A 19,680-nucleotide genomic window follows, 5' to 3' on the forward strand; every position below is an offset into this window, starting at 1 on the left:
TCAGGAACCTTCAGCTTCGCGTCTGCACGCTGCCCGGCCGGCCATGAAGGCGGCAAGAGCGAGAAGAACCGCCAGGATAAGCGCAGCGGCATTTCCAAAGCGCATAAAGGGCGTCTCAGGGCCCTTGCGGAGCTCCACCTCGCGCGTGAGCACATCCTTCCCCGAGCCTTTCGCAAGCGCCGTCACGCGTCCGTCCGGGCCGACAAAAGCCGAAAAGCCGCCCATATTGACGCTCGCCGCCGGGCGGGCGGAAGCCCTCGCGAGAAGCCGCGTCATATCGAGGTGCTGCCCGATCATCATCGGATGGAACCACCCGAGATTTGCCGTCACCAGAAGGAGGTTCGGCGCCCCGTCAGGGTCCTTCCAGAAGGAGCGGAGCACTTCGCCGTCGATGTTCTCGTAGCAGATCAGAACGCCTGCTCTGAAATTTTTCCCGAAGACAAGATTCTTCTGGTCCATGCTCCCGGGCGTCAGGTCTGTGAGCGGTATGCCGAGGAGATCCACAAACCACCGGAAGCCGGGAGGCACAAATTCTCCGAAGGGCACGAGCTTCCTTTTATCCGTCACCGTAAGGCGCCCGTCCTCAGCAAAGAAGGAGGAATTGCGCCAGCCGCCCGCTTCATCGCGCCTGAAGCCGTTGAAGAGCATCGGTGCGCCTTTAGCGGCATCAACGAATCGGATCAGCGCCTCCTGGTCCGCTTGCTTCAGTCTCAGAATATCCGTCGTCAGGATCCCTTCCGGCGTAAGAAGGAGTTTCGGAAGTTCCCCGGACGGCCAGGGTTCCTTCATCAGGTCGGCAACCGCATTGAGGCGCTCCGCTGCCGTAGCCTTGCTCCAGCCGTCAACGACCGGAAGTCCGGCTTGAATGAGACGAACTTCCGCCCTGCCCGCCGGTTCCGACCAAGTCTCAGTCATGCCCCAGAATCCGAGGCCCTTCAACGCCACCGGAATCAGGAGGAGCCAGAAGCGCGCCCTCGACTTCCCGAGAAGGAGCACGACAAGCGCTGCGAGAGACGTGAAGAAAGCAAAATTGATGAGATGCGCGCCCCCCAGCGGAGCGAGCCCCTCGAGCGACGTATCAAGGAGCGCCAGCGCGGGCGTAAGCCACGCAAAGTCGGCAAGCCCTTCGCCGCGCAGCCACTCGGCAAGCGTGAGGAATGCCGCCAGCATGAAGGCGCGCGCAAGAAGCGTCTTTGAAGCCCTTGCCGCGAGCCCGGCCGCAGCACCCCAGAAAAGCGCCAGAAAAGCTGCGAGAAGCAAAAGCCCGAGCAGCGCAAGGGGCATCGGGAGACGCCCGAACTCATTCATCGAGCGCACCGTCCAGTAGAGCCCGGGGGCAAAAAGGCCGAGTGCAAAAAGCCAGGCCCGCAAAAACGCAGGCTTAAATGACTCCGCTCTGACGATCAGGAAAAAACCGAGCAGAAAGGCCGGAAGCCCGAGCCAGGTGTAATGAAAGGGCGCGTAGGCGGCAACCGCCAGCACCCCGGCCGTCAGAGACAGGCAGGCGGCGCCGAGCGCGCCGAGAAATTTGAAGCGCGTCACGGCACCTTCCTTATCAGATTCGTTCAACGGAAAGAACTTCGACCTGCCGATCGTCGCCTTCTTCGATACGGAAGCGGAAGCCTTTTTCCTCAATTACTTCGCCCACCTTGGGCACATGCTCGAAGCGGTCCGTCACCAGGCCGCCGATCGTGTCGCAGTAGTTGTCGACGAGCTGAGAGCCGAAATAATTGTTGAACTGGTCGATCGGCGTGAGCGCCTTCACGCGCCAGCGATCGCCCTCAGCCACAATGTTCGTCTTGCTGTCGTCGTGATCGAACTCGTCCGAGATGTCGCCCACGATCTGTTCGAGCACGTCCTCGATCGTGATGAGGCCCGAGATGCTCCCGAATTCGTCGATCACGAGCGCAAGGTGGCTTCGCGTCGTCTTGAAGTCGCGCAGAAGCACGTTGAGGGGCTGGCTCTCCGGAATGAAGCGCGCGGGGCGCAGGAGCGTCTTCGGATCGACCTTGGGATCAATGAGAAGCTTGAGGAGGTCCTTTGCGTGAAGCACCCCGAGGACGTTGTCGAGGTCATCTTCCACCGCCGGGAAGCGCGAATGTCCGGACTCAAGCACCATGCGGACCCATTCGGTTCTCGGCTGCGAAAGATCGATGGCATCGACCTGTGCGCGGGGGATCATCAGATCCGACGCACGCAGATCCGGGACCTTGAGCGCTCCCTCGATCATGGAATAAGCGTCGGCGGCAATGATGCCGTTGGCCCTTGCTTCAGAAAGCGCCTCCGCGAAGTCATTCTTCGCGGATCCTTCGTCGGATTCCCCATTGCGGAATGCGGAAGCTATGCGGTCTAAGAGGCCCTTCGAGCGGCCTGAGGGTGGTTCGCTGGACATTGAAGAAAATTTAAGTACAGAAACTTTGACTATACCGCGCCAGAGGCTTAGTCATGGACCATGCCGATGCGGTCGCTGTAGGGATTGGGGAAGCCGAGCCCCGTGAGAATCTCCGTCTCCTTCGATTCCATCTCTTCGGCTTCCTCATCATTGAGATGATCGTAGCCGCGGGCATGAAGAACGCCGTGAACGAGGAGATGCGCAAGATGATCCCGGAAGGGCTTCTCCTGCTCCTTTGCCTGACGCTCAAGCACTGCCGGGCAAATCACAATGTCCGCCGTCACGACGGGTTCGCGCGTGTAGTCGAAGGTGAGCACGTTCGTTGCATAGTCCTTCCGACGGTACTGGCGGTTGAGTTCGCGCCCTTCGTCCTCAAGAACGAAGCGGACGGTGAACTCTCCGTCGCGGCCCTCAAGCGCAGCGCGCATCCAGCGCGCCATGGTCGAACGATGCGGGAGCTGAAAAAGTCCAGCCTGCTGAAGGTGAAGCGTAAGCGCCATGATCAATTCTCCTCTCGGCGATCGTTCCGGCGCGACTCGCGCTCGGCCTTTCTCGCCGCTTCCTCAGCCTGCGCGGCCGCATCATAGGCTTCAACGATGCGGGCAACGAGCGGATGGCGCACAACGTCGGAGCTTCTGAAGTGCGTAAAGCTGATGCCGCGCACGCCCTCGAGCACGCGCGAAGCCTGCTTTAGGCCGGAAAGAACGCCTTTCGGCAGGTCGATCTGCGTGATGTCGCCCGTGATCACCGCTTTGGAGCCGAAGCCGATGCGCGTGAGGAACATCTTCATCTGTTCGCCCGTCGTATTCTGCGCTTCGTCGAGAATCACGAAGGCGTTGTTGAGCGTGCGCCCGCGCATGTAGGCGAGGGGCGCAACCTCAATCGACTGGCGCTCCATCAGGCGCTGCGCCTTATCGAACCCCATGAGGTCGAAAAGCGCATCGTAGAGGGGACGCAGATACGGATCCACCTTCTGCGAAAGGTCGCCCGGGAGGAAGCCGAGCCGTTCGCCGGCCTCAACGGCCGGACGCGTGAGCACGATTCTCTCCACCGTGCCGCGCTCGAAAGCGTCGACTGCGGCCGCTACGGCGAGATAGGTTTTGCCCGTGCCTGCCGGCCCAATGCCGAAGCTGATGTCGTGCTCGAGGATGGCCCTCAGGTACGCGCGCTGATTGGGCGTGCGGCCGCGCAAATCGCGCCGGCGGGTCTTGAGCACAGGCTCTCCCGCCCCCATTTCGCCCGATTCCATCTGCTCGGTGCGGTAAACGTCGTCCCCACCGACAAAATGCCACTGCACGTCGTCGACGGTGAGCTCCTTGCCGGTGCGGTTGACGCGGTCAAGGAGCACCTCAAGCGCCCGCAGAGCGCGCCTCGCGGCATGCGCGTCGCCCGTCACGCGAAACTGCGCGCCGCGGCGCGAAATCGTGACATTGAGAATCGTCTCCATCTGGCGGAGATTTTCATCGAGCGGTCCGCAAAGGTGCGCGAGCGCCGCTCCATTGTCAGCAGCAACGAAGGACAGGTGCTCCACTTTAGCGGGCGCCTCATTCATTGCCTTCTTTTTTCCATCCTCGGACATGACAGTTCCTTAGAGATGCGTCTCACACGAGTTCGCCGCCGAGCGTATGCGGAAAGACTTCCGTAATGCGCACGTTCGCCATCTGATTGATGATCGACGCCGGACCGGGGAAATTCACGATTCGATTGTTGTCCGTACGGGCCATCAGTTCGCCTTCGCCGCGCTTGGCGGGCCCGAGAACAAGCACACGCTCGATTTTACCGAGCATGCCGCGGCTGATTTCCGCCGCATTCTCATCAATGCGCTTCTGCAGGCGCTGCAGGCGTGCGAGCTTCACGCTGTAGGGCGTGTCGTCGGGAAGTCTTGCAGCCGGCGTTCCCGGACGGGGGCTGTAGACGAAGCTGAAGCTGGCATCAAAGCCCACGTCTTCAATGAGAGTCATCGTGCGCTCGAAATCGTCTTCCGTTTCGCCGGGGAATCCGACGATGATGTCGGTTGCGACGGCAATTCCGGGACGCGCGGCCTTGAGGCGGCGGATGATCGACTTGTATTCAAGCGCCGTATAGCCGCGCTTCATGGCGGCAAGGATGCGGTCGGACCCCGACTGCACCGGCAGATGCACGTGGGAGACGAGCTTCGGGAGCTTCCGATAGGCATCAATCAAACGCTGCGTGAATTCGCGCGGATGGCTCGTCGTATAGCGAATGCGCTCAATGCCTTCAATCTCGCTCACATATTCGAGAAGGAGCGCAAAGTCCGCCTCGTCGCCGGCCGGCGTCCGTCCGCGGTATGCATTCACGTTCTGCCCGAGAAGCGTCACTTCCTTCACGCCCTGATCTGCGAGCTGAGCGACTTCAACCAGAACGTCGACCAGAGGACGCGAAATTTCTTCGCCTCGCGTATAGGGAACGACGCAGTAAGTGCAGTACTTGGAGCATCCTTCCATAATCGAAACGAAGGCCGCGGCTCCGCTCGCATGCGGGGCGGGAAGCGAATCAAACTTTTCGATTTCCGGGAAGCTCACGTCGACCTGCGCCCGGCCGGTTTTTTCCCGTTCAGCAAGGAGCTCGGGGATGCGGTGCAGCGTCTGCGGTCCGAAGACGACGTCCACCCAGGGAGCCCGGTCAAGAATCTTCTTTCCTTCCTGACTTGCCACGCAGCCGCCCACGGCAATCATCATGCCGGGATGACACTTCTTCGCCTCGCGAATGCGTCCTAAGTCGGAAAAGACCTTTTCCTGCGCTTTTTCGCGGATGGAGCATGTATTCAGAATGACGACGTCGGCCTCATCGAGGCTTTCCGTCTTTTCAAGGCCCATGCGTTCTTCGAGCAGATCAGCAATGCGCCCGGAGTCGTAGTCGTTCATTTGGCAGCCGAAGCTGCGGAGATAGAGTTTTTTCGCGGTCACGGCTTATACCCGTTGCGTGAAATGTGCAGATAAGAAAAAAGCCCTGCACACTGGCAGGGCTTCCTTCGAAATTTGGTGGCGCATCACGGATTCGAACCGCGGACACAAGGATTATGATTCCTCTGCTCTAACCGACTGAGCTAATGCGCCGAAGAGGATGTGATTATGCCGATCAGTTTTTAAATCGTCAAGGCTGGGAGATGAATTAGTTACAACTAATTACATTTGTTGCCACAGCTGCCAGAAGTGATGCGTGGGACCGTGCCCGCTGCCTACAGAAAGTTCATCGGCATGCTGAATGGCGCCCGAAAGGTATTCCTTCGCTTTTTTCACTGCCAGAGGAACGCTTTCCGTCTGCGGCAGGAGCGCCGCAATAGCGGACGAAAGCGTGCAGCCGGTCCCGTGCGTATTTTTAGTATGGGTCCTCGCCGCTGAAAACCATTCTGTGAAGTCTTCCGGCCCGCAAAGGCAATCCGCGGAGTCATCGCCCGAGAGATGACCGCCCTTCACGAGCACCCACTCAGGATGAAGATGAGTCCGTATTTCCCGGGCAGCGGCCGACATTTCATCGCGGCTCGTCATCTCGCCTTTTGCGAGGAGTTCAGCGGCCTCCGGAAGATTGGGCGTCACAAGAGTCGCAAGCGGCATCAGGCGGCGCTTAAGCGCCTCGAGCGCATCCTCGCGCAGGAGCCTGTCGCCGCTCTTTGCCACCATAACGGGATCAACCACCACCCAGCGGGGTGCATATTTTTCGAGCTGCGAAGCAACCGTCTCAATGACCGCTGCGTCGTTGAGCATCCCGATCTTGACGGCGTCAATTCTCAGGTCGGAAAACACCGCCTCAAGCTCCGCCTCAACGAAAGCCGCCGGGATCGGCATGACGCCCGCGACGCCCCGCGTATTCTGCGCGGTAAGCGCTGCAGGAACCCCCGCGGCATAGGCGCCGAGCGCACTCATCGCCTTCACGTCGGCGAGAAGCCCGGCTCCGCCTGAAGGATCAATGCCGGCGATCGTCAGTACATTCGGGATTCGTTTTTGCGCGCGTACGTCCATAACTTCTCCAGTACAGCCATCATGCGGCCGGTTGCACCGGCGCAGCGCCGGGCAAAATCTGCTGCTGCAACGCCGGCTCGATCCCGTTCGCCCGGGTCCGCCAGCCACTTTTCCACGACATCCAGCGCTTCTGCGGCATCCTTTACCTGCACCATGCCGCCGGCGGCGATGCCTTCGCGGATGATGCGCTCAAAGTTGAAGGTCGAAGGACCAACCACCACCGGAGAACCGGCCATTGCGGGTTCAATCACATTCTGCGAACCGCAGGGCGCAAAGGATCCGCCCATGATGGTGACGCTCGCAAGCGCGCAGTAAAAGCTCATTTCGCCCATGCTGTCGCCGAGGATGACGTCCGTGCCTTCCGGAAGCTCCTCGGGCGCCGCCAGACGGGAGCGCCGCACGACCTTGAGTCCGGATTCCTGCAGGAGCGCCTCAACCCGGTCAAAGCGTTCCGGATGACGGGGAACAATAACGACATGGGCTTTGCGCAGAAGGTCGGCATGCGTCTTAAAGGCTTCAGCAAACATCGCCTCTTCGCCCTCGCGGGTCGACGCAATCAGGACCACCGGCCGCGTGAGCTTAGCGGCAAGCGCCTTGGCTGTAGCCACCTGCGAGAGGTCCGGACGGATATCGAATTTCACGCTCCCCGTTACCTGCACGTCGACGGCGCCGAGGCTCTCGAGTCTTTCCTTATCCTCGTCGCTCTGCGCAAGCACGGCTGAGAACGAACTGAAGGCCGGCGCCATGATGTCCATAAAGCGCGCCGCCTGCGCACGGGACTTTTCGCTCTCGCGGGCATTGGCAAGCACCACCGGGATCTGACGGCGCTTCATTTCGCTCATGAGATTGGGCCAGACCTCCGTTTCCATGATGACCCCGAGCGTCGGCCGCGTTTGCCGCGCAAATTTTTCAACCGCATAAGGCGCGTCATAGGGGAGATAGCACTGATGGATGCGCTCGGGCGCCATGCGCACGAGCTTCTTCCCGGCTTCACGCCCGGTGGGCGTCATGTGCGTCAGGATCACGTCGCACTCGGGCCAGGCGGAAAGCATGGCCTCAAGAAGGGGCTTCGCCGCATTGGTTTCCCCGACGCTCACCGCATGTATCCAGACGCGGGGCCGCTGCGTTCTCAAGGGATATGTCCCCCAGGCAAAGCGCTCGTCCCAATAGTCCCGATAAGCCGGCTGCCGTCGCGAGCGCCACATGAGGTAGAGACTTGCCAGAGGGAGCGCCACGGTTGTAATGGCGCGGTAAAGCCCGGGGGTGATTTTCATGATTCTGCAGTTCTTTATTTTTCAGCACGAACGCGACGGGCGGCTTCAAACACTTCGTCGACCGTCGGCATCTGATTGGTGCCGCCCAAACTCTCGCAGGGACCGTCTCCGATGAGGCGCAGCGTTTCCGTAGGCGTCGCCACGAATATCCCGACGCTCGGGCAGCCGAGCGCTGCGGCAAGATGCGCGAGCCCCGTATCGACGCCGACCATCAGTTCGGCCTGTGCAAGGCTCGCAGCAACCTGAGAAAGCCGGGCGCGCGGCGCCACAACGGCTCCGGGAATGCCGGCCGCCACGCGCTTGGCGCGGATTTCTTCCTTTGCGCCGCCCCAGTAGATGACGGGCGTGAGGCCCTCAGCCACAAACCTGCGGCCGAGCTCCATCCAGGAATCATCCGGCCAGAGCTTTTCATCGCGGCTTGTATTCACCGCAAAGGAAACGGTCTTTGCATCGGTTCTGACAGAAGGCTCATCTCTCGCAAGGAGTCCGAAATGCGGATGTTCCGGATCAATTTCGTAGCCGAGCGTCTGCGCTGCCGCGAGGCGATACCGCTTTACAGCGCCAAGCGCTTCAGGGAGATCAAGCTTATGAGCATAGGCAAGCGATGCAAGAGGCTCTCGGATGGTTCCCCACGTGTACCCGGTGGACGGCACGCCGGTCCAGCGGGCAACGAGAGCGGAGCGCATGAGTCCCTGAATATCGAGAACGCAGTCGTACTCTTCTGCTGCCAGCTCTTTTTTCAGGGATGCGATTTCCGCACGCGTCTCCCTGCTCAAAAGAGACTTTCGCCAGCGGCGGAAAGCCGTGACGCGCACGGATTCAACCGCCGGCGCAAGGCGCGGAATGTCCCGGAAGCTCTCCTCAGCCACCCAGTCGATCCGCGCCTCGGGAAGCGCTTTCCGGATGTCATGCGCTACGGGAAGCGCATGAATGATGTCTCCCATCGATGAAGACTTGATGATGAGGATGCGCCTGGCTCCCGTCATGACGCACTCGCCTCGGCGAGAGCCTTCTTCGGATCAAGACCTCTCTCCGCGCTTCTCGAAAGCCGCTTGCCGAGCTCCACGCCCGGCTGATCGAAGGGATTGAGTCCGAAGAGGTGGCCAAGCATCGTGGTCTTGTGTTCGTACATGGCCATCAGGGCCCCCAGACGCCTTGGCGTCACGGCATCGAGCACGATCGTCGATACGGCGTTGAAAAACGGGCTTTCAGGCCCGCGCATGACGAGCGCTTCAGCCTGCGCACGGGCATTCGCGAGGAGCACGCGGTAGTGCTCGGCATAACGATGGCCGGGCATTTCGCTCCAGACAAGATCAATGCTCGTTCTTCCGGTGCCGTCCCGAAGCCACTGGTAGAAGCTGTGCTGCCCTTCATTGCCGTTGGCGCCCCAGACTTCGAGCCCGGTGTTGCCTTCAACGAGATGCCCGTCAGGTCCGTGCGTTTTGCCGAGCGACTCCATCTCGAGCTGCTGCAGCCAGGGCACGATGACGCGAAGCCTTTCGTCATAGGGCAGAAGGCAATGGGACGTGATGCCCATCTTCGTTGCGTTCCAGTACTCCATCATGGCGAGAAGCACCGGAATGTTTTCGCCTTCATCGGCAGATACGGAATGACGGTCCATTTCATTGGCGCCCATCAGGAATTCCGTAAAAGCCTCCGTTCCCAGGGCAAGGACAACAGGCAAGCCGATAGAACTCCAGACTGAGAAGCGGCCTCCGACCCAATTCCAGAGACGGAAGCGGTTTTCGGGAGGCAGACACATGATGTCGGCGGCTTCAGGGTTGGCGGAGACCACCACCATGTGGCGGCTTCTGTCAGCACCCACGATGCCGTTATCGAGCAGCCATTGATCGACCGCTGTCGCATTCACCTGCGTTTCGCGGGTCGTAAAGCTCTTTGAAGAGACGACGACAAGCGTCGACCGGGGGTTGCAGACGGAGAGAATGCGCTCAAGAAGCACGCCGTCGACGGAAGCGAGGAAATGGAGCCTGAGATCCGGGTTTGCCGTTCTGAGCGCATGCCAGACCGCGCGCGGCCCCATTTCTGAGCCGCCGATCCCGATATTGATCACATCGGTAATGCGGTCGCCGCGGCAGCCGCGCCAGCGCCCGTCGCGCACGCGCTGGGCGAAATCAAAGAGACGCTTTCTTTCCGCGAGCACCTCATCGTATCGCGGCGCCTCAGCAGAAAACGCGCGAAGCGACGTATGGAGCGCCTGGCGATGCTCGCCCTGATTAACGGTCGCCCCCTGGACCATCGCCCGATGGGCCTCCAGAAGTCCCTTCTTTTCAACAAATTTCAGAAGGCCCTCGAAGTCCGCCGCGGAAATGCGCTGACGGGAAATGTCAAGCTTGATGCCGCAGGCGCGGATTTCCGTGCGATCAGGAGCGCTGTCGCGCAGAAAGGGCACGCTCTCTGGAGCCTGATTCTTTTTGCTGGAAGCGGAAGTCATCGGATGCATCCTTCAGGCAGGAATGTTGATCGAAGGGTCAATGCGCTTCATTTCTTCCGTGAAGCGCTTTTCGATGCGCGCAAGCGCTTCCGGGGTGTCGCCCTCAAAACGGAGCACAACAACAGGCGTCGTATTGGACGAACGCGCGAGCGCAAAGCCGTCCTTCCACTCGACGCGAACGCCGTCGACCGTAATCACGTGTTCGGCGTCATCAAACCGGCATCCGGCACTGAAGCGTTCAATAAAGCGCTTGGGCGCGCCTTCCTCCATGGGGATCTGAAGTTCCGGCGTATTGACGGCGTTGGGAAGGCTTCTGAGCGTTTCAGACGGATTCTCAGAACGGGAAAGGATCTCGAGGAGCCTCAGAGCTGCATAGATACCGTCGTCAAAGCCCGTCCAGCGCTCGTCGTTAAAGAAGAGATGCCCGGACATTTCGCCCGCAAAGGGAGCCTTCGTTTCGCGCAGCTTCGCCTTCACGAGCGAATGCCCCGTCGGGCTGATGGTCGGAATGCCGCCCTTTTGAGCGACCCAGTCCACAAGCTTTCTCGAGCATTTGACGTCGTAGACGATGGGTTCTCCCGGATGACGGGAAAGAATGTCGGCGGCGAAAAGCATCATGAGGCGGTCGGGGAAAATGACGTCGCCCGTATTGGTGACGACGCCCAAGCGGTCGCCGTCGCCGTCAATTGCAAAACCGTAATCCGCCCCTGTTTCCTTCACGCGGGCAATGAGGTCCGAAAGGTTCTTGGGCTTCGAAGGATCGGGATGATGATTGGGGAAGGTGCCGTCCGGATCGCAATAGAGCGGAATCAGGTCTACATCAACGCGCGAGAAGAGCGCCAGCATGGTGGGGCCGCCGATGCCGTTTCCGGCATCCGCCACAACCTTCAGGCGGCGCTCAATCCTGATCCCGGAGAGCGCTTTTTCAATGTACGGATCGACCGCGTCAATGACTTCAACTTCGCCTGGCTTTTCAGCCGTAATCCAGTCGCCAGCCTCAGCGCGGCGTCGAAGATCCTGGATTTTTTCGGCAAAGAGCGTGACCCCCGCAACCATCATCTTGAGGCCGTTCCATTCCGGAGGGTTATGGGACCCCGTTACCGCAACGCCGGTGCCGTTTCCAAAATGCTTCGTCGCGTAATAAAGAACAGGCGTCGGCACTGCACCGGCATTGAGCACCTTGATGCCCGTTGAGGCGATGCCGTCAATCAGAGCATTGAGCAGCCGCTCGCCGGAAACGCGCCCGTCGCGGGCCACGCAGAATGAGGGGGCTCCTGCTTCCACTGCCAGAGTGCCGAGCACCCGGCCGACAGCACGGACAGCCTCTTCTGTAAGGGTCTTGTCGACTATGCCGCGAATGTCGTACGCCTTGAAAATGGAAGGATCAAGCTGCATCTCTCTATATCTCCGGACAGAAACCGAATTGAAGCGCACGCGAAGCCCGTCAATTTTGAAGAACCCCGTACCGCTTCTGAAGTAAGCCTTTAATTTTAGCCGGGCGGCAGAGCAGGAATTGCTGATCTCGCGCGGGCTGAAAGGCCCATTTACAATCCGGAGAAATTGATTTCAGAGAGGCTTCCCTCTCCATCTGATCCTGAAGTGCCACCAATGGATAAAGCTCAGCTCAAAAAAGCCCGCGTTCTGGTTGCGGGCGACGCCATGCTCGACCGCTACTGGTTCGGAGACGCCGAACGCATCTCCCCGGAAGCTCCTGTTCCCGTCGTGCGCGTGACGCGCACTGAGGAACGTCTCGGGGGCGCAGCCAACGTTGCGCGCAATATTGCCTCCGTGGGCGCCTCCTCCACGCTCCTTTCCGTTCTCGGAAGCGACGAAGCTGGCCGCACGATCGAAAAGCTCCTCATTGAGGAAGGAATTACGCCCCGGATTGAATTCGATCCGGCGCTTAATACTACAGTCAAGCTTCGCGTGGTCGCCCGTCAGCAGCAGCTCGTGCGCTGCGACTTCGAAGCCTTCCCGGCTGAAGAAGTTCTGAAGCGCCACCTGGGCCTTTTCAACGAACTTCTCTCGGAAACCAATGCGCTCGTCCTCTCCGATTACGGCAAGGGCGGCCTTTCGCACATCGCCGACATGATTGAAAGCGCCCGTGCGAAGAACCTTCCGATTCTCGTCGACCCCAAGGGCGACGACTACAGCCGCTACCGCGGAGCCACCGTCATTACGCCGAACCGCGCGGAGCTGCGCCAGGTCGTCGGGAGCTGGTCGTCGGAAGCGGCGCTCATCGAGCGCGCGCAGAACCTGCGCCGCGAGCTCAACCTCTCCTACCTTCTTCTCACGCGCTCTGAAGAAGGCATGACGCTTTTCGGGCCTGAGGGCGAATTCAACGTGCCCGCTCAGGCGCGCGAAGTCTTCGACGTTTCAGGCGCGGGCGACACTGTGATCGCCATTCTTGCCGCAATGCTCGCAACCGGCATGCCGATTGAGGATGCGGTACGGATTGCCAACCGCGCCGGCGGCATCGTTGTCGGGAAACTCGGCACCGCTGCAGTATCCTATGAGGAGCTCTTCGCGTGAGCCCCGGACGGCCGCGAATGACGCCTTTTTCTGGTCTTCTTTTTTCCTTTCCGTTTAGGAATCTGAATGAGCATTCTCGTTACGGGCGCAGCCGGCTTCATCGGCTGCAACAATGTGATCGCGCTCAATAAGCGCGGCGTTACCGACATCATCGCCGTCGACAATCTTGAGAAGAGCGAGAAGTTCGTCAATCTCACGAAATGCGCGATTTCGGACTACTTCGACAAGCGCGACTTCATCGCGCGCGTTCGCGCCGGCACGGCTCCGAAGCCCGAAGCCATCTTCCATCAGGGCGCCTGCTCGGACACGATGGAGCTCGACGGCAAGTACATGATGGAGAACAACTACCGCTACACCCTGGAGCTCTACCGCTGGGCTCAGGAGCTGCGGATCCCCTTCATCTATGCCTCTTCGGCCGCCACCTACGGCGCGCACACCGAATTCATCGAGGACGTCCGTTATGAAGGCCCCCTCAATGTCTACGGCTACTCCAAGTACCTCTTCGACCAGGTGCTGCGCCGCGAGCTCGGATACCTCCGCGCGCCCGTGATCGGCCTCAAGTACTTCAATGTCTACGGCCCCCATGAGCAGCACAAGGGCCGCATGGCGTCCGTTGCCTTCCATCAGTACTTCCAGTACCGGCGCGACCATAAGGTGAAGCTTTTCGAAGGCTGCCTCGGCTACGCCAACGGCGCGCAGGAGCGCGACTTCGTCTACGTTGAGGACGTCTGCAAGGTCCTCATGCATTTCCTCGATCGTCCGGTTTCGGGCGTCTTCAATTGCGGCACCGGCCGCGCTCAGCCCTTCAACGCCGTTTCGCTCTCCGTCGTCAATACCATTCGCGAGAGCGAGGGGCTTCCCGCCTATACGCTGGAAGAAGCCGTGGGCGCAGGCGAAATTGAGTACATTCCGTTCCCGGAAGCGCTCAAGGGGAAATATCAGGCCTATACGCAGGCGAACCTTGAGAAGCTTCGCGCTGCGGGCTGCGACGTGGAGTTCCGCTCCGTCGAGGAAGGCACGTCCGACTACATGAAGGTGCTCCTCAAAGAGTATCCGACCGTTGCCTGATGACGCGCGTAGCTTTTCTCGACCGCGACGGCGTGATCAACATCGATCACGCCTACGTCCACGACCGGGAGCATTTCGAGTGGATTCCGGGGGTCCTTGAGGCTGCCCGGATCCTCTACGATGCGGGCTTTCTCCTTGTTGTCGTTACGAACCAATCCGGCATCGGACGGGGCTACTACAGCACTGAGGACTTTCAGAAGCTCACGGACTGGATGAAGGGCGAATTCGCCCGCGCGGGCGCTCCCATCACCGACGTTCGCTTCTGCCCGCATCATCCGGAAAAGGCCCTTCCGCCCTGGCGCATCGACTGCAGCTGCAGAAAGCCCAAACCGGGCATGATCCTTGCCGCTGCCGAAGCGCTGCAGATCGACCTCAGCCGCTCCATCATGTTTGGAGACAAGCCGGGCGACTGCACTGCCGGGAGACTTGCCGGCCTCCCCGAACGCGTACTTCTCGGCACTGACGGGAAATCTCTGCCGGAACCCTCGGCCGATGCCACGCATGCGGCCCGGGACCTCCTCTCTGCCGTCCGCTCCGACTGGATGGCTGCCTTCATGGAAAAAGCACAATGAGCCTGCGCTGCCCGCCGCCTTCATTTGAGCAAAAGATCTGCACGATGGAGGAGCTTCCCCTTCGTGCGGCGAAGCTTCCCAAACCCCTGGTCTTCACAAACGGCGTCTTCGACATCCTTCACCGCGGACACGTCACCTATCTCGCGCAGGCGAGAGCTCTGGGCGCAAGCCTTGTTCTCGCCATCAACAGCGACGCCTCCGTCAAAATGCTCGGCAAGGGCGACGACCGTCCGATCAATACGGAAGCCGATCGCGCAGCGGTTGTCGCGGCGCTCGAATCCGTCGACCTTGTCGTGATTTTCCCGGAAAAAGTGCCGCTGAAGCCCCTTGAGCTTGCACGTCCTGACATCTACGTCAAAGGCGGCGACTACGAGCCCGAGGAGCTCCCCGAAGCCAAGCTTGCCGCCACCTGGGGCGGAAAGTGCATCACGATTACGTTTGAGCACCAGCGCTCGACGACGGCGCTCCTCAAAAAAGTGAGAGCCCAGTAAAAGCTTCTCGATTCTCCAGAAACGCCAACGGCCTGCGGAGCATTCTCCGGCAGGCCGTTTTTCATGGATTCAGCTTGAAGAGTGATCAGCCGATGCGGAAGCCGCGCTTGCGGGCGAAGTGAATCGTGGCGTCAAGGAACCCCTGCTTGCTGCCGCAGTCAAAGCGCGTGCCTTCAAAGCGGTGCGCAAAAGCAGGCGACTCGTTGAGCATCGAGGCAATGCCGTCGGTGAGCTGGATTTCACCGCCCACGCCCGGAGCAATCTTCGCGAGATGATCGAAGATTTCGGGTTCAAACACATAGCGGCCGATCACGGCGAGGCGCGAAGGCGCAACGCTCGGATCAGGCTTTTCGACGATGCCGCGCAGACGCGACGTGTTCTGCGTCTGGTCGTCAACGCTCACAATGCCGTACTTCTTCGTTTCTTCAGGCGCCACGTCCTGAACAGCGACGACCGAGCCGCCGCCCTGCTCCTCGCGGGCGCGGATCAGCTGCAGCGTCGTCGAAACCTTGCCGTCGATCAGATCGTCCGCAAGGATCACGGCGAAGGGAGAATCCTCCACCACGGGCTGCGCGCAAAGCACGGCATGGCCGAGTCCGAGCGGAACCGGCTGACGAATGTAGATGCAGCGCACGCCCGGAGGAACAATGCCGCGGACGATTTCGAGGAGCTCTTCCTTGCCCTTCATCTCAAGCTCGCGCTCAAGTTCCGGATAGCGGTCGAAATGATCTTCAATGGCACGCTTGTGGCGGCCGGTGACAAAGATCATTTCCGTCACGCCGGCGGCGGCAGCTTCTTCAAGCGCATACTGAATGAGGGGCTTGTCGACGACCGGGAGCATTTCCTTCGGCATCGCCTTGGTGGCCGGAAGGAAGCGGGTGCCGAGACCATTAACGGGGAAGACTACTTTACGGACGGGCTTCATATGAACTCAAACCTTGAATATCGCGGAACGGGGGCAGGACATCCTCCAGGCAGATGCCGCTTTAGAATGCCTGCGCACGAGAGATGCGCGCAGGAGCTTAGCGCGCATTGACGCAACTGAGCAAGACACGGAGGACATTTCGCATGGCGCGCGAACTTTTCGCGATCGGAGATCTTCAGGGATGTCTGGAAAGTTTAAAAGGACTGCTCGAGCAGATCCCCGAAGACGCCGAACTTCTTTTTCTCGGCGACATTGTGAACCGCGGCCCGGAATCTCTTGAAACTCTGCGGTTTGTGAAGAATCTCGGAAACCGGGCCGACACGCTGCTCGGAAACCACGACCTTCATCTTCTCGCCGTTGCCGCCGGCGCCGGCAGCGTTCATCGCCGAGACACCATCTCCGACATTCTGTCGGCTCCCGACCGCGACGAGCTCATTGAGTGGCTGCGCGCCCGGCCGCTCATGATTGAGCGGGACGGCATCACTTTCGTTCATGCGGGCATCAATCCCGCCTGGGATCTGCCGACCGCAAGAATGCTCGCGCGGGAAGCAGAAAAACACCTTGCCGGCCGTCACTGGAAGGAGGCCCTTGCCGGCATGTACGGCGGCACGCAATGGGATCCGGATCTCAAAGGCGAAGCGCGCATGCGCGCAATTCTCAACGGCTTCACCCGGATCCGTTTCGTTGACCGCGAAACCGGCGAACTCGACTTTGATCAAAAGGAAGGCACCGGGAAGGCGCCGCCCAACCTGATGCCCTGGTTTGACTATCCGCTGCGAAAGACGGCGGGCACGCCCGTCTGCTTCGGACACTGGTCAACGCTCGGCCTCATCAACCGTCCGGATCTGATGGCAATCGACACGGGATGCCTCTGGGGCGGCGAGCTTACGGCGCTGAGAATCCGCGACCGCAGGATCTTTACGGAAAAGTGCCCCTGCTGGGCGGACCCGAAGGCGTATTCCTGAAGCTCACTAAAAAAGGCAGGATTTTTCGGGTCCTGCCTTTTCTCTTTTCCTTCTCTACCGCTTATGCCCGGACGGCATCAGCGTGATGCACGCCCGCCTGGCGAAGCTTCTCTTCGCGCGCCTTTTCCTTTTCAGCTGTGGCATCGGGCCACCCGAGCGCGCCCGACATGACGCGGGAAGCTTCGAGCGCGAGTTCGCGGCGGTCGCGCCCCGCGGTCGAAATCGGGTTGAGGATGGTGACTTCAGCGACGAGCCCCGGCGTAAGGACAATCTGCTTCAGCACCGTCCAGAGGGGTAGATTCGCATATGCGGGAATGAGCGACGTCTTCCCGTCGAGCGTATAGCGGATCGTTACCGGGAGGAGCTCCGCACCGGCAGGCTCCGCCGCCGCAAAAAGATTGGCATAAAAGGGAAGAAGCCTGTCGCCCGGTCCTGTCGTGCCTTCCGGGAAGAAGAGCACGTTGGTGCCTTCCTTCAGTGCAGCCGCCATGGCTTCCGCAACTTCAAGCACGGCGCGCTTTCTCGAGCGGTCGATATAAATCGTGCCGACATGGGTTGTGATCGGCCCGAACACAGGCCAGCTTCCGATTTCCTTCTTGGCGATGAACCGCACCGGCAGGATGGAATCCATGAGGAAGATGTCCATGAAGGAAATGTGGTTCGCGCTCACAAGATACCCGGGACCGTCCTCGCGCAGTCCGCGGGCAGCCGCTGCATTCGGAATTTGCCCCTTGACGAGGACCTTCATCCCGAGCACCCAGGGAATGACGGGGGCAAGGGTTTTAATAACCTTTGCCCGCGAGCGGACCTGAAGCACCGGAAGGATGCCGATAGCCACAAAGAAAATGAAGATCGTCAGGAAAAAGAGTCCGACGAGTCTGACGGAACCGACAACGTATCGCATGGTTCACTCTAAGCTGGAAGAATCTGAAGCCGTACCGGCCTCGCGGAAAAACTGCTCAAGGATGACGGCCGCCGCTTTATCGTCGATACGATCGCGGCCGCAGGAGACTTCAACGGAGGAAAACCTTTCGTCGACGGTGAAGACCTTTTTGCGGTAGCGGCCGCCCAACTGCCGTGCAAAGCGCTCGCAGCGCGCCGTAAGGGTTGACGGCGTTCCGTCGCCCAGACGCGGCACGCCGACCACGAGGAACGCCGGCTGCCACTCCTCAATGAGAGGCGCAATACCCTGCCAGCGCGCGTCATTTGTCGGCGAATCAATGATTGCAAGCGCTCTCGCCGTACCCGTAAGGGTATTGCCGACCGCCACGCCCGTGCGGGCGAGACCAAAGTCGAACGCCAGAACCACGCCCTGCGGAATGTCCATCAAAAGCATCCTTGAAGAAGAAAAAAATCAGTTGCAGGCGTACACTTGCGGGTTTTCTTTACGAAAAAGCCGCAGCAAAATCGTTCTCCGCCTGAACCGGCGTATTCTAAGCGCGGCACATAAGAAAAACGCTTTCTGACCCAAGCCTCTCGCTCTCATCATGATCGACCACGTTCTCGAGCGCCTTACGACGCTCTTCACTGAAGGCGGCGCGCGCTTCCGCGTCGTTCATCACCCCCAGGCCGGACAGTCCAGCCAGTCTGTTGCAGAAATCCGCGGCACCGAACTCGGTCAGGGCGCCAAAGCCCTCTGCTGCACCGTCAAGGGCAATGGCGTCAAAAAGCATGTCCTCGGGGTTCTTCCTGCAGACATGCAGGCAGACCTCTCGAAGCTCGCCGCCGCCGTCGGCGGCCGTCGCGCTTCGCTCGCTTCTCCCGAGGAAGTGATGGAGCTTACCGGCTGCATCTTCGGCGCGGTTCCTCCCGTAAGCTTTCACCCGGATCTTGAGCTCATCTGTGATCCGACGCTCTTCACTCGCTACGACGAACTCGCCTTCAATGCGGGCGGACGCGACGTCTCGATCATCATTTCGACCGAAGACTTCAAGCGCATCGTGAACCCGAAGACTGCCGACTTCCTCCGGGAAGCTCCGGCCGCTGCCTGACCTGGAGCACGGCAATGGACTTCTTCTCCGGCATGCTTGCCAATTCGCTCACGCCCATCACGCTCATTTCGGGCGTCGGCCTGATGCTGCTCTGCATGGTTGCCCGATACAACCACACGACGGACCGCATTCGACAGCTTCTCGCCCGCCGCGAGGTCGGCGACTATGAAAACGAACCCGACATCGACCGCGAGATCCACCTGATCTTCCGCCGCGCCAAATATCTGCGCCGCGCGATGCTCTGCCTGGTGCTCTCAGACGTCTGCTCGGGTCTTCTCGTCGCAACGAACGTCTTCGCGCACCTCTCGGATCTCAACTTTGTCTTCGCCTCCTCGATCTGGCTCGGGTTCGCGCTCGCGCTCATCGTCGCATCGACCGCCTACTTCAGCCTTGAGGTCCGCGTCTCCCTGCATGCGCTTCGCATGGCCATCGAGCACCTTCCGGGCAAGTCCCCGCTGCCCATGGACTAACGGAGACTTGAAATGATCAACATCACCGAATTCAACCAGTCGCTCGCTCTGGCGCTCGGCCCCATTACGCTCATTTCCGGTGTGGGCCTTCTCATGATCTGCATGACGAACCGCTACAACCATGCGACGAACCGAATCCGTCAGCTCATGAAGAAGCGTCACGAAGACGCCTCTCAAGCGCTGCTTCCCATCATCGACGAAGAAATCGACCTTCTTTACATGCGTGCGTCGCTCCTGCGCCGCGGCATGCTCTCGGTTGCGCTCTCCGCGCTCCTTTCTGCACTCCTCGTCGCCGTCAGCGTCGGAAGCCGCTTTCTCGGCATCAATCTCATGGTGCTCGAGAGCGTGATTCTTGTAGCCGCAACGCTCCTCATTGTGCTTTCAGCACTTCTCTTCTCGAGCGAAATCAGCATCTCGCTCAAGGCGCTCAATCTTGCCGTCAAGAACATCCCTCCGGGAGGCGGAAAGTCTGAAGCACTCTGATCGATTTACAACTCACACCATTCAAAATAGCCGGATTTCTTCTGAAACTCCGGCTATTTCTTTATTTTTTCTCGTATCACGCCTG

At 60.1% G+C, this 19,680-nt stretch carries 21 protein-coding genes and 1 tRNA gene; 8 read left to right on the plus strand and 14 right to left on the minus strand.

Annotation, left to right across the window (positions count from 1 at the left end; genetic code table 11):
* The 11 genes from lnt to FG381_RS07145 form a co-directional block, all read right to left on the minus strand.
* Complete coding sequence (gene lnt / locus FG381_RS07095) at positions 1-1,542, minus strand: apolipoprotein N-acyltransferase (RefSeq protein WP_165697850.1); 1,542 nt, start codon at positions 1,540-1,542, stop codon at positions 1-3.
* A gap of 13 nt (positions 1,543-1,555) precedes the next feature.
* Positions 1,556-2,392, minus strand: a complete 837-nt coding sequence (locus FG381_RS07100; RefSeq protein ID WP_139688167.1) for an HlyC/CorC family transporter — start codon at positions 2,390-2,392, stop codon at positions 1,556-1,558.
* Positions 2,393-2,439: 47 nt separating this feature from the next.
* Positions 2,440-2,892, minus strand: a complete 453-nt coding sequence (gene ybeY, locus FG381_RS07105; RefSeq protein ID WP_174857858.1) for an rRNA maturation RNase YbeY — start codon at positions 2,890-2,892, stop codon at positions 2,440-2,442.
* Between the two features lie 2 nt (positions 2,893-2,894).
* Positions 2,895-3,944 (minus strand): PhoH family protein, encoded by a 1,050-nt coding sequence (locus FG381_RS07110; RefSeq protein ID WP_165697888.1) that lies wholly within the window; start codon positions 3,942-3,944, stop codon positions 2,895-2,897.
* A gap of 49 nt (positions 3,945-3,993) precedes the next feature.
* The gene (gene miaB, locus FG381_RS07115) at positions 3,994-5,319 is read right to left on the minus strand and encodes a tRNA (N6-isopentenyl adenosine(37)-C2)-methylthiotransferase MiaB (RefSeq protein WP_139688169.1); all 1,326 of its coding nucleotides are present in this window, start codon (positions 5,317-5,319) and stop codon (positions 3,994-3,996) included.
* Positions 5,320-5,392: 73 nt separating this feature from the next.
* Positions 5,393-5,469, minus strand: a tRNA-Met gene (locus FG381_RS07120).
* A 69-nt stretch (positions 5,470-5,538) separates the two neighbouring features.
* Positions 5,539-6,372 (minus strand): bifunctional hydroxymethylpyrimidine kinase/phosphomethylpyrimidine kinase, encoded by an 834-nt coding sequence (thiD, locus tag FG381_RS07125; protein ID WP_139688170.1) that lies wholly within the window; start codon positions 6,370-6,372, stop codon positions 5,539-5,541.
* The gene (locus tag FG381_RS07130) at positions 6,333-7,646 is read right to left on the minus strand and encodes a 3-deoxy-D-manno-octulosonic acid transferase (protein WP_139688171.1); all 1,314 of its coding nucleotides are present in this window, start codon (positions 7,644-7,646) and stop codon (positions 6,333-6,335) included. The genes thiD and FG381_RS07130 overlap by 40 nt, the downstream gene beginning before the upstream one ends.
* 14 nt (positions 7,647-7,660) lie before the next feature.
* Entirely contained in the window at positions 7,661-8,632 is a 972-nt protein-coding gene (gene waaC, locus FG381_RS07135; RefSeq protein WP_139688172.1) for a lipopolysaccharide heptosyltransferase I, read from the minus strand.
* The gene (locus FG381_RS07140) at positions 8,629-10,098 is read right to left on the minus strand and encodes a glucose-6-phosphate isomerase (RefSeq protein ID WP_139688173.1); all 1,470 of its coding nucleotides are present in this window, start codon (positions 10,096-10,098) and stop codon (positions 8,629-8,631) included. Before FG381_RS07140 ends, waaC begins: the two co-directional genes overlap by 4 nt.
* Positions 10,099-10,110: 12 nt before the next feature.
* Positions 10,111-11,493 (minus strand): phosphomannomutase/phosphoglucomutase, encoded by a 1,383-nt coding sequence (locus FG381_RS07145; RefSeq protein WP_139688174.1) that lies wholly within the window; start codon positions 11,491-11,493, stop codon positions 10,111-10,113.
* Positions 11,494-11,706: 213 nt separating this feature from the next.
* Here FG381_RS07145 and rfaE1 point away from each other — a divergent pair, with 213 nt between their 5' ends.
* The 4 genes from rfaE1 (at position 11,707) to rfaE2 (ending at position 14,761) form a co-directional block, all read left to right on the plus strand.
* Positions 11,707-12,630: a D-glycero-beta-D-manno-heptose-7-phosphate kinase gene (rfaE1, locus tag FG381_RS07150; RefSeq protein ID WP_139688175.1), complete on the plus strand. Its 924-nt coding sequence runs from the start codon at positions 11,707-11,709 to the stop codon at positions 12,628-12,630.
* Between the two features lie 66 nt (positions 12,631-12,696).
* On the plus strand, positions 12,697-13,698 hold the full coding sequence (gene rfaD, locus FG381_RS07155; protein WP_139688176.1) for an ADP-glyceromanno-heptose 6-epimerase: 1,002 nt from the start codon (positions 12,697-12,699) through the stop codon (positions 13,696-13,698).
* Positions 13,698-14,270, plus strand: a complete 573-nt coding sequence (gene gmhB, locus FG381_RS07160) for a D-glycero-beta-D-manno-heptose 1,7-bisphosphate 7-phosphatase (protein WP_139688177.1) — start codon at positions 13,698-13,700, stop codon at positions 14,268-14,270. Before rfaD ends, gmhB begins: the two co-directional genes overlap by 1 nt.
* The gene (gene rfaE2, locus FG381_RS07165) at positions 14,267-14,761 is read left to right on the plus strand and encodes a D-glycero-beta-D-manno-heptose 1-phosphate adenylyltransferase (protein WP_139688178.1); all 495 of its coding nucleotides are present in this window, start codon (positions 14,267-14,269) and stop codon (positions 14,759-14,761) included. The genes gmhB and rfaE2 overlap by 4 nt, the downstream gene beginning before the upstream one ends.
* Before the next feature lie 85 nt (positions 14,762-14,846).
* Here the strand turns inward: rfaE2 and galU are convergent, their stop codons facing one another.
* Positions 14,847-15,686 (minus strand): UTP--glucose-1-phosphate uridylyltransferase GalU, encoded by an 840-nt coding sequence (gene galU, locus FG381_RS07170; RefSeq protein WP_139688179.1) that lies wholly within the window; start codon positions 15,684-15,686, stop codon positions 14,847-14,849.
* A 143-nt stretch (positions 15,687-15,829) separates the two neighbouring features.
* Between galU and FG381_RS07175 the strand changes: the two genes are divergently transcribed.
* Positions 15,830-16,651: a symmetrical bis(5'-nucleosyl)-tetraphosphatase gene (locus FG381_RS07175; RefSeq protein WP_139688180.1), complete on the plus strand. Its 822-nt coding sequence runs from the start codon at positions 15,830-15,832 to the stop codon at positions 16,649-16,651.
* 61 nt (positions 16,652-16,712) lie between these two features.
* Here the strand turns inward: FG381_RS07175 and FG381_RS07180 are convergent, their stop codons facing one another.
* Both FG381_RS07180 and ruvX read right to left on the minus strand, forming a co-directional pair.
* A complete protein-coding gene (locus tag FG381_RS07180) occupies positions 16,713-17,555 on the minus strand; it encodes a lysophospholipid acyltransferase family protein (RefSeq protein ID WP_139688181.1) in 843 nt (280 codons plus the stop codon).
* Positions 17,556-17,558: 3 nt separating this feature from the next.
* Complete coding sequence (gene ruvX / locus FG381_RS07185) at positions 17,559-17,978, minus strand: Holliday junction resolvase RuvX (protein WP_139688182.1); 420 nt, start codon at positions 17,976-17,978, stop codon at positions 17,559-17,561.
* Positions 17,979-18,138: 160 nt separating this feature from the next.
* Between ruvX and FG381_RS07190 the strand changes: the two genes are divergently transcribed.
* Genes FG381_RS07190 through FG381_RS07200 form a run of 3 tightly spaced genes read left to right on the plus strand, consistent with a single transcriptional unit; the run spans position 18,139 to position 19,595 of the window.
* On the plus strand, positions 18,139-18,642 hold the full coding sequence (locus FG381_RS07190; protein ID WP_139688183.1) for a YbaK/prolyl-tRNA synthetase associated domain-containing protein: 504 nt from the start codon (positions 18,139-18,141) through the stop codon (positions 18,640-18,642).
* A gap of 14 nt (positions 18,643-18,656) precedes the next feature.
* Positions 18,657-19,112: a DUF2721 domain-containing protein gene (locus tag FG381_RS07195; protein ID WP_139688184.1), complete on the plus strand. Its 456-nt coding sequence runs from the start codon at positions 18,657-18,659 to the stop codon at positions 19,110-19,112.
* A gap of 12 nt (positions 19,113-19,124) precedes the next feature.
* The gene (locus FG381_RS07200) at positions 19,125-19,595 is read left to right on the plus strand and encodes a DUF2721 domain-containing protein (RefSeq protein WP_139688185.1); all 471 of its coding nucleotides are present in this window, start codon (positions 19,125-19,127) and stop codon (positions 19,593-19,595) included.
* Positions 19,596-19,680 lie beyond the last annotated feature (85 nt).

Origin of the sequence: Sutterella faecalis (assembly GCF_006337085.1) — a bacterium.
Classification (GTDB): domain Bacteria; phylum Pseudomonadota; class Gammaproteobacteria; order Burkholderiales; family Burkholderiaceae_F; genus Sutterella; species Sutterella faecalis.

What these genes read in the sequence shown, in the direction of transcription:
- rfaE1 (WP_139688175.1), top strand. Translation starts at nt 11,707, where the DNA reads ATGGATAAAGCTCAGCTCAAAAAAGCCCGCGTTCTGGTTGCGGGCGAC.
- galU (WP_139688179.1), bottom strand. Translation starts at nt 15,686, where the DNA reads ATGAAGCCCGTCCGTAAAGTAGTCTTCCCCGTTAATGGTCTCGGCACC.
- FG381_RS07195 (WP_139688184.1), top strand. Translation starts at nt 18,657, where the DNA reads ATGGACTTCTTCTCCGGCATGCTTGCCAATTCGCTCACGCCCATCACG.
- ruvX (WP_139688182.1), bottom strand. Translation starts at nt 17,978, where the DNA reads ATGGACATTCCGCAGGGCGTGGTTCTGGCGTTCGACTTTGGTCTCGCC.
- FG381_RS07140 (WP_139688173.1), bottom strand. Translation starts at nt 10,098, where the DNA reads ATGACTTCCGCTTCCAGCAAAAAGAATCAGGCTCCAGAGAGCGTGCCC.
- ybeY (WP_174857858.1), bottom strand. Translation starts at nt 2,892, where the DNA reads ATGGCGCTTACGCTTCACCTTCAGCAGGCTGGACTTTTTCAGCTCCCG.
- thiD (WP_139688170.1), bottom strand. Translation starts at nt 6,372, where the DNA reads ATGGACGTACGCGCGCAAAAACGAATCCCGAATGTACTGACGATCGCC.
- FG381_RS07190 (WP_139688183.1), top strand. Translation starts at nt 18,139, where the DNA reads ATGATCGACCACGTTCTCGAGCGCCTTACGACGCTCTTCACTGAAGGC.
- waaC (WP_139688172.1), bottom strand. Translation starts at nt 8,632, where the DNA reads ATGACGGGAGCCAGGCGCATCCTCATCATCAAGTCTTCATCGATGGGA.
- FG381_RS07200 (WP_139688185.1), top strand. Translation starts at nt 19,125, where the DNA reads ATGATCAACATCACCGAATTCAACCAGTCGCTCGCTCTGGCGCTCGGC.
- FG381_RS07100 (WP_139688167.1), bottom strand. Translation starts at nt 2,392, where the DNA reads ATGTCCAGCGAACCACCCTCAGGCCGCTCGAAGGGCCTCTTAGACCGC.
- rfaE2 (WP_139688178.1), top strand. Translation starts at nt 14,267, where the DNA reads ATGAGCCTGCGCTGCCCGCCGCCTTCATTTGAGCAAAAGATCTGCACG.
- gmhB (WP_139688177.1), top strand. Translation starts at nt 13,698, where the DNA reads ATGACGCGCGTAGCTTTTCTCGACCGCGACGGCGTGATCAACATCGAT.
- FG381_RS07110 (WP_165697888.1), bottom strand. Translation starts at nt 3,944, where the DNA reads ATGAATGAGGCGCCCGCTAAAGTGGAGCACCTGTCCTTCGTTGCTGCT.
- FG381_RS07180 (WP_139688181.1), bottom strand. Translation starts at nt 17,555, where the DNA reads ATGCGATACGTTGTCGGTTCCGTCAGACTCGTCGGACTCTTTTTCCTG.
- rfaD (WP_139688176.1), top strand. Translation starts at nt 12,697, where the DNA reads ATGAGCATTCTCGTTACGGGCGCAGCCGGCTTCATCGGCTGCAACAAT.
- FG381_RS07145 (WP_139688174.1), bottom strand. Translation starts at nt 11,493, where the DNA reads ATGCAGCTTGATCCTTCCATTTTCAAGGCGTACGACATTCGCGGCATA.
- FG381_RS07130 (WP_139688171.1), bottom strand. Translation starts at nt 7,646, where the DNA reads ATGAAAATCACCCCCGGGCTTTACCGCGCCATTACAACCGTGGCGCTC.
- FG381_RS07175 (WP_139688180.1), top strand. Translation starts at nt 15,830, where the DNA reads ATGGCGCGCGAACTTTTCGCGATCGGAGATCTTCAGGGATGTCTGGAA.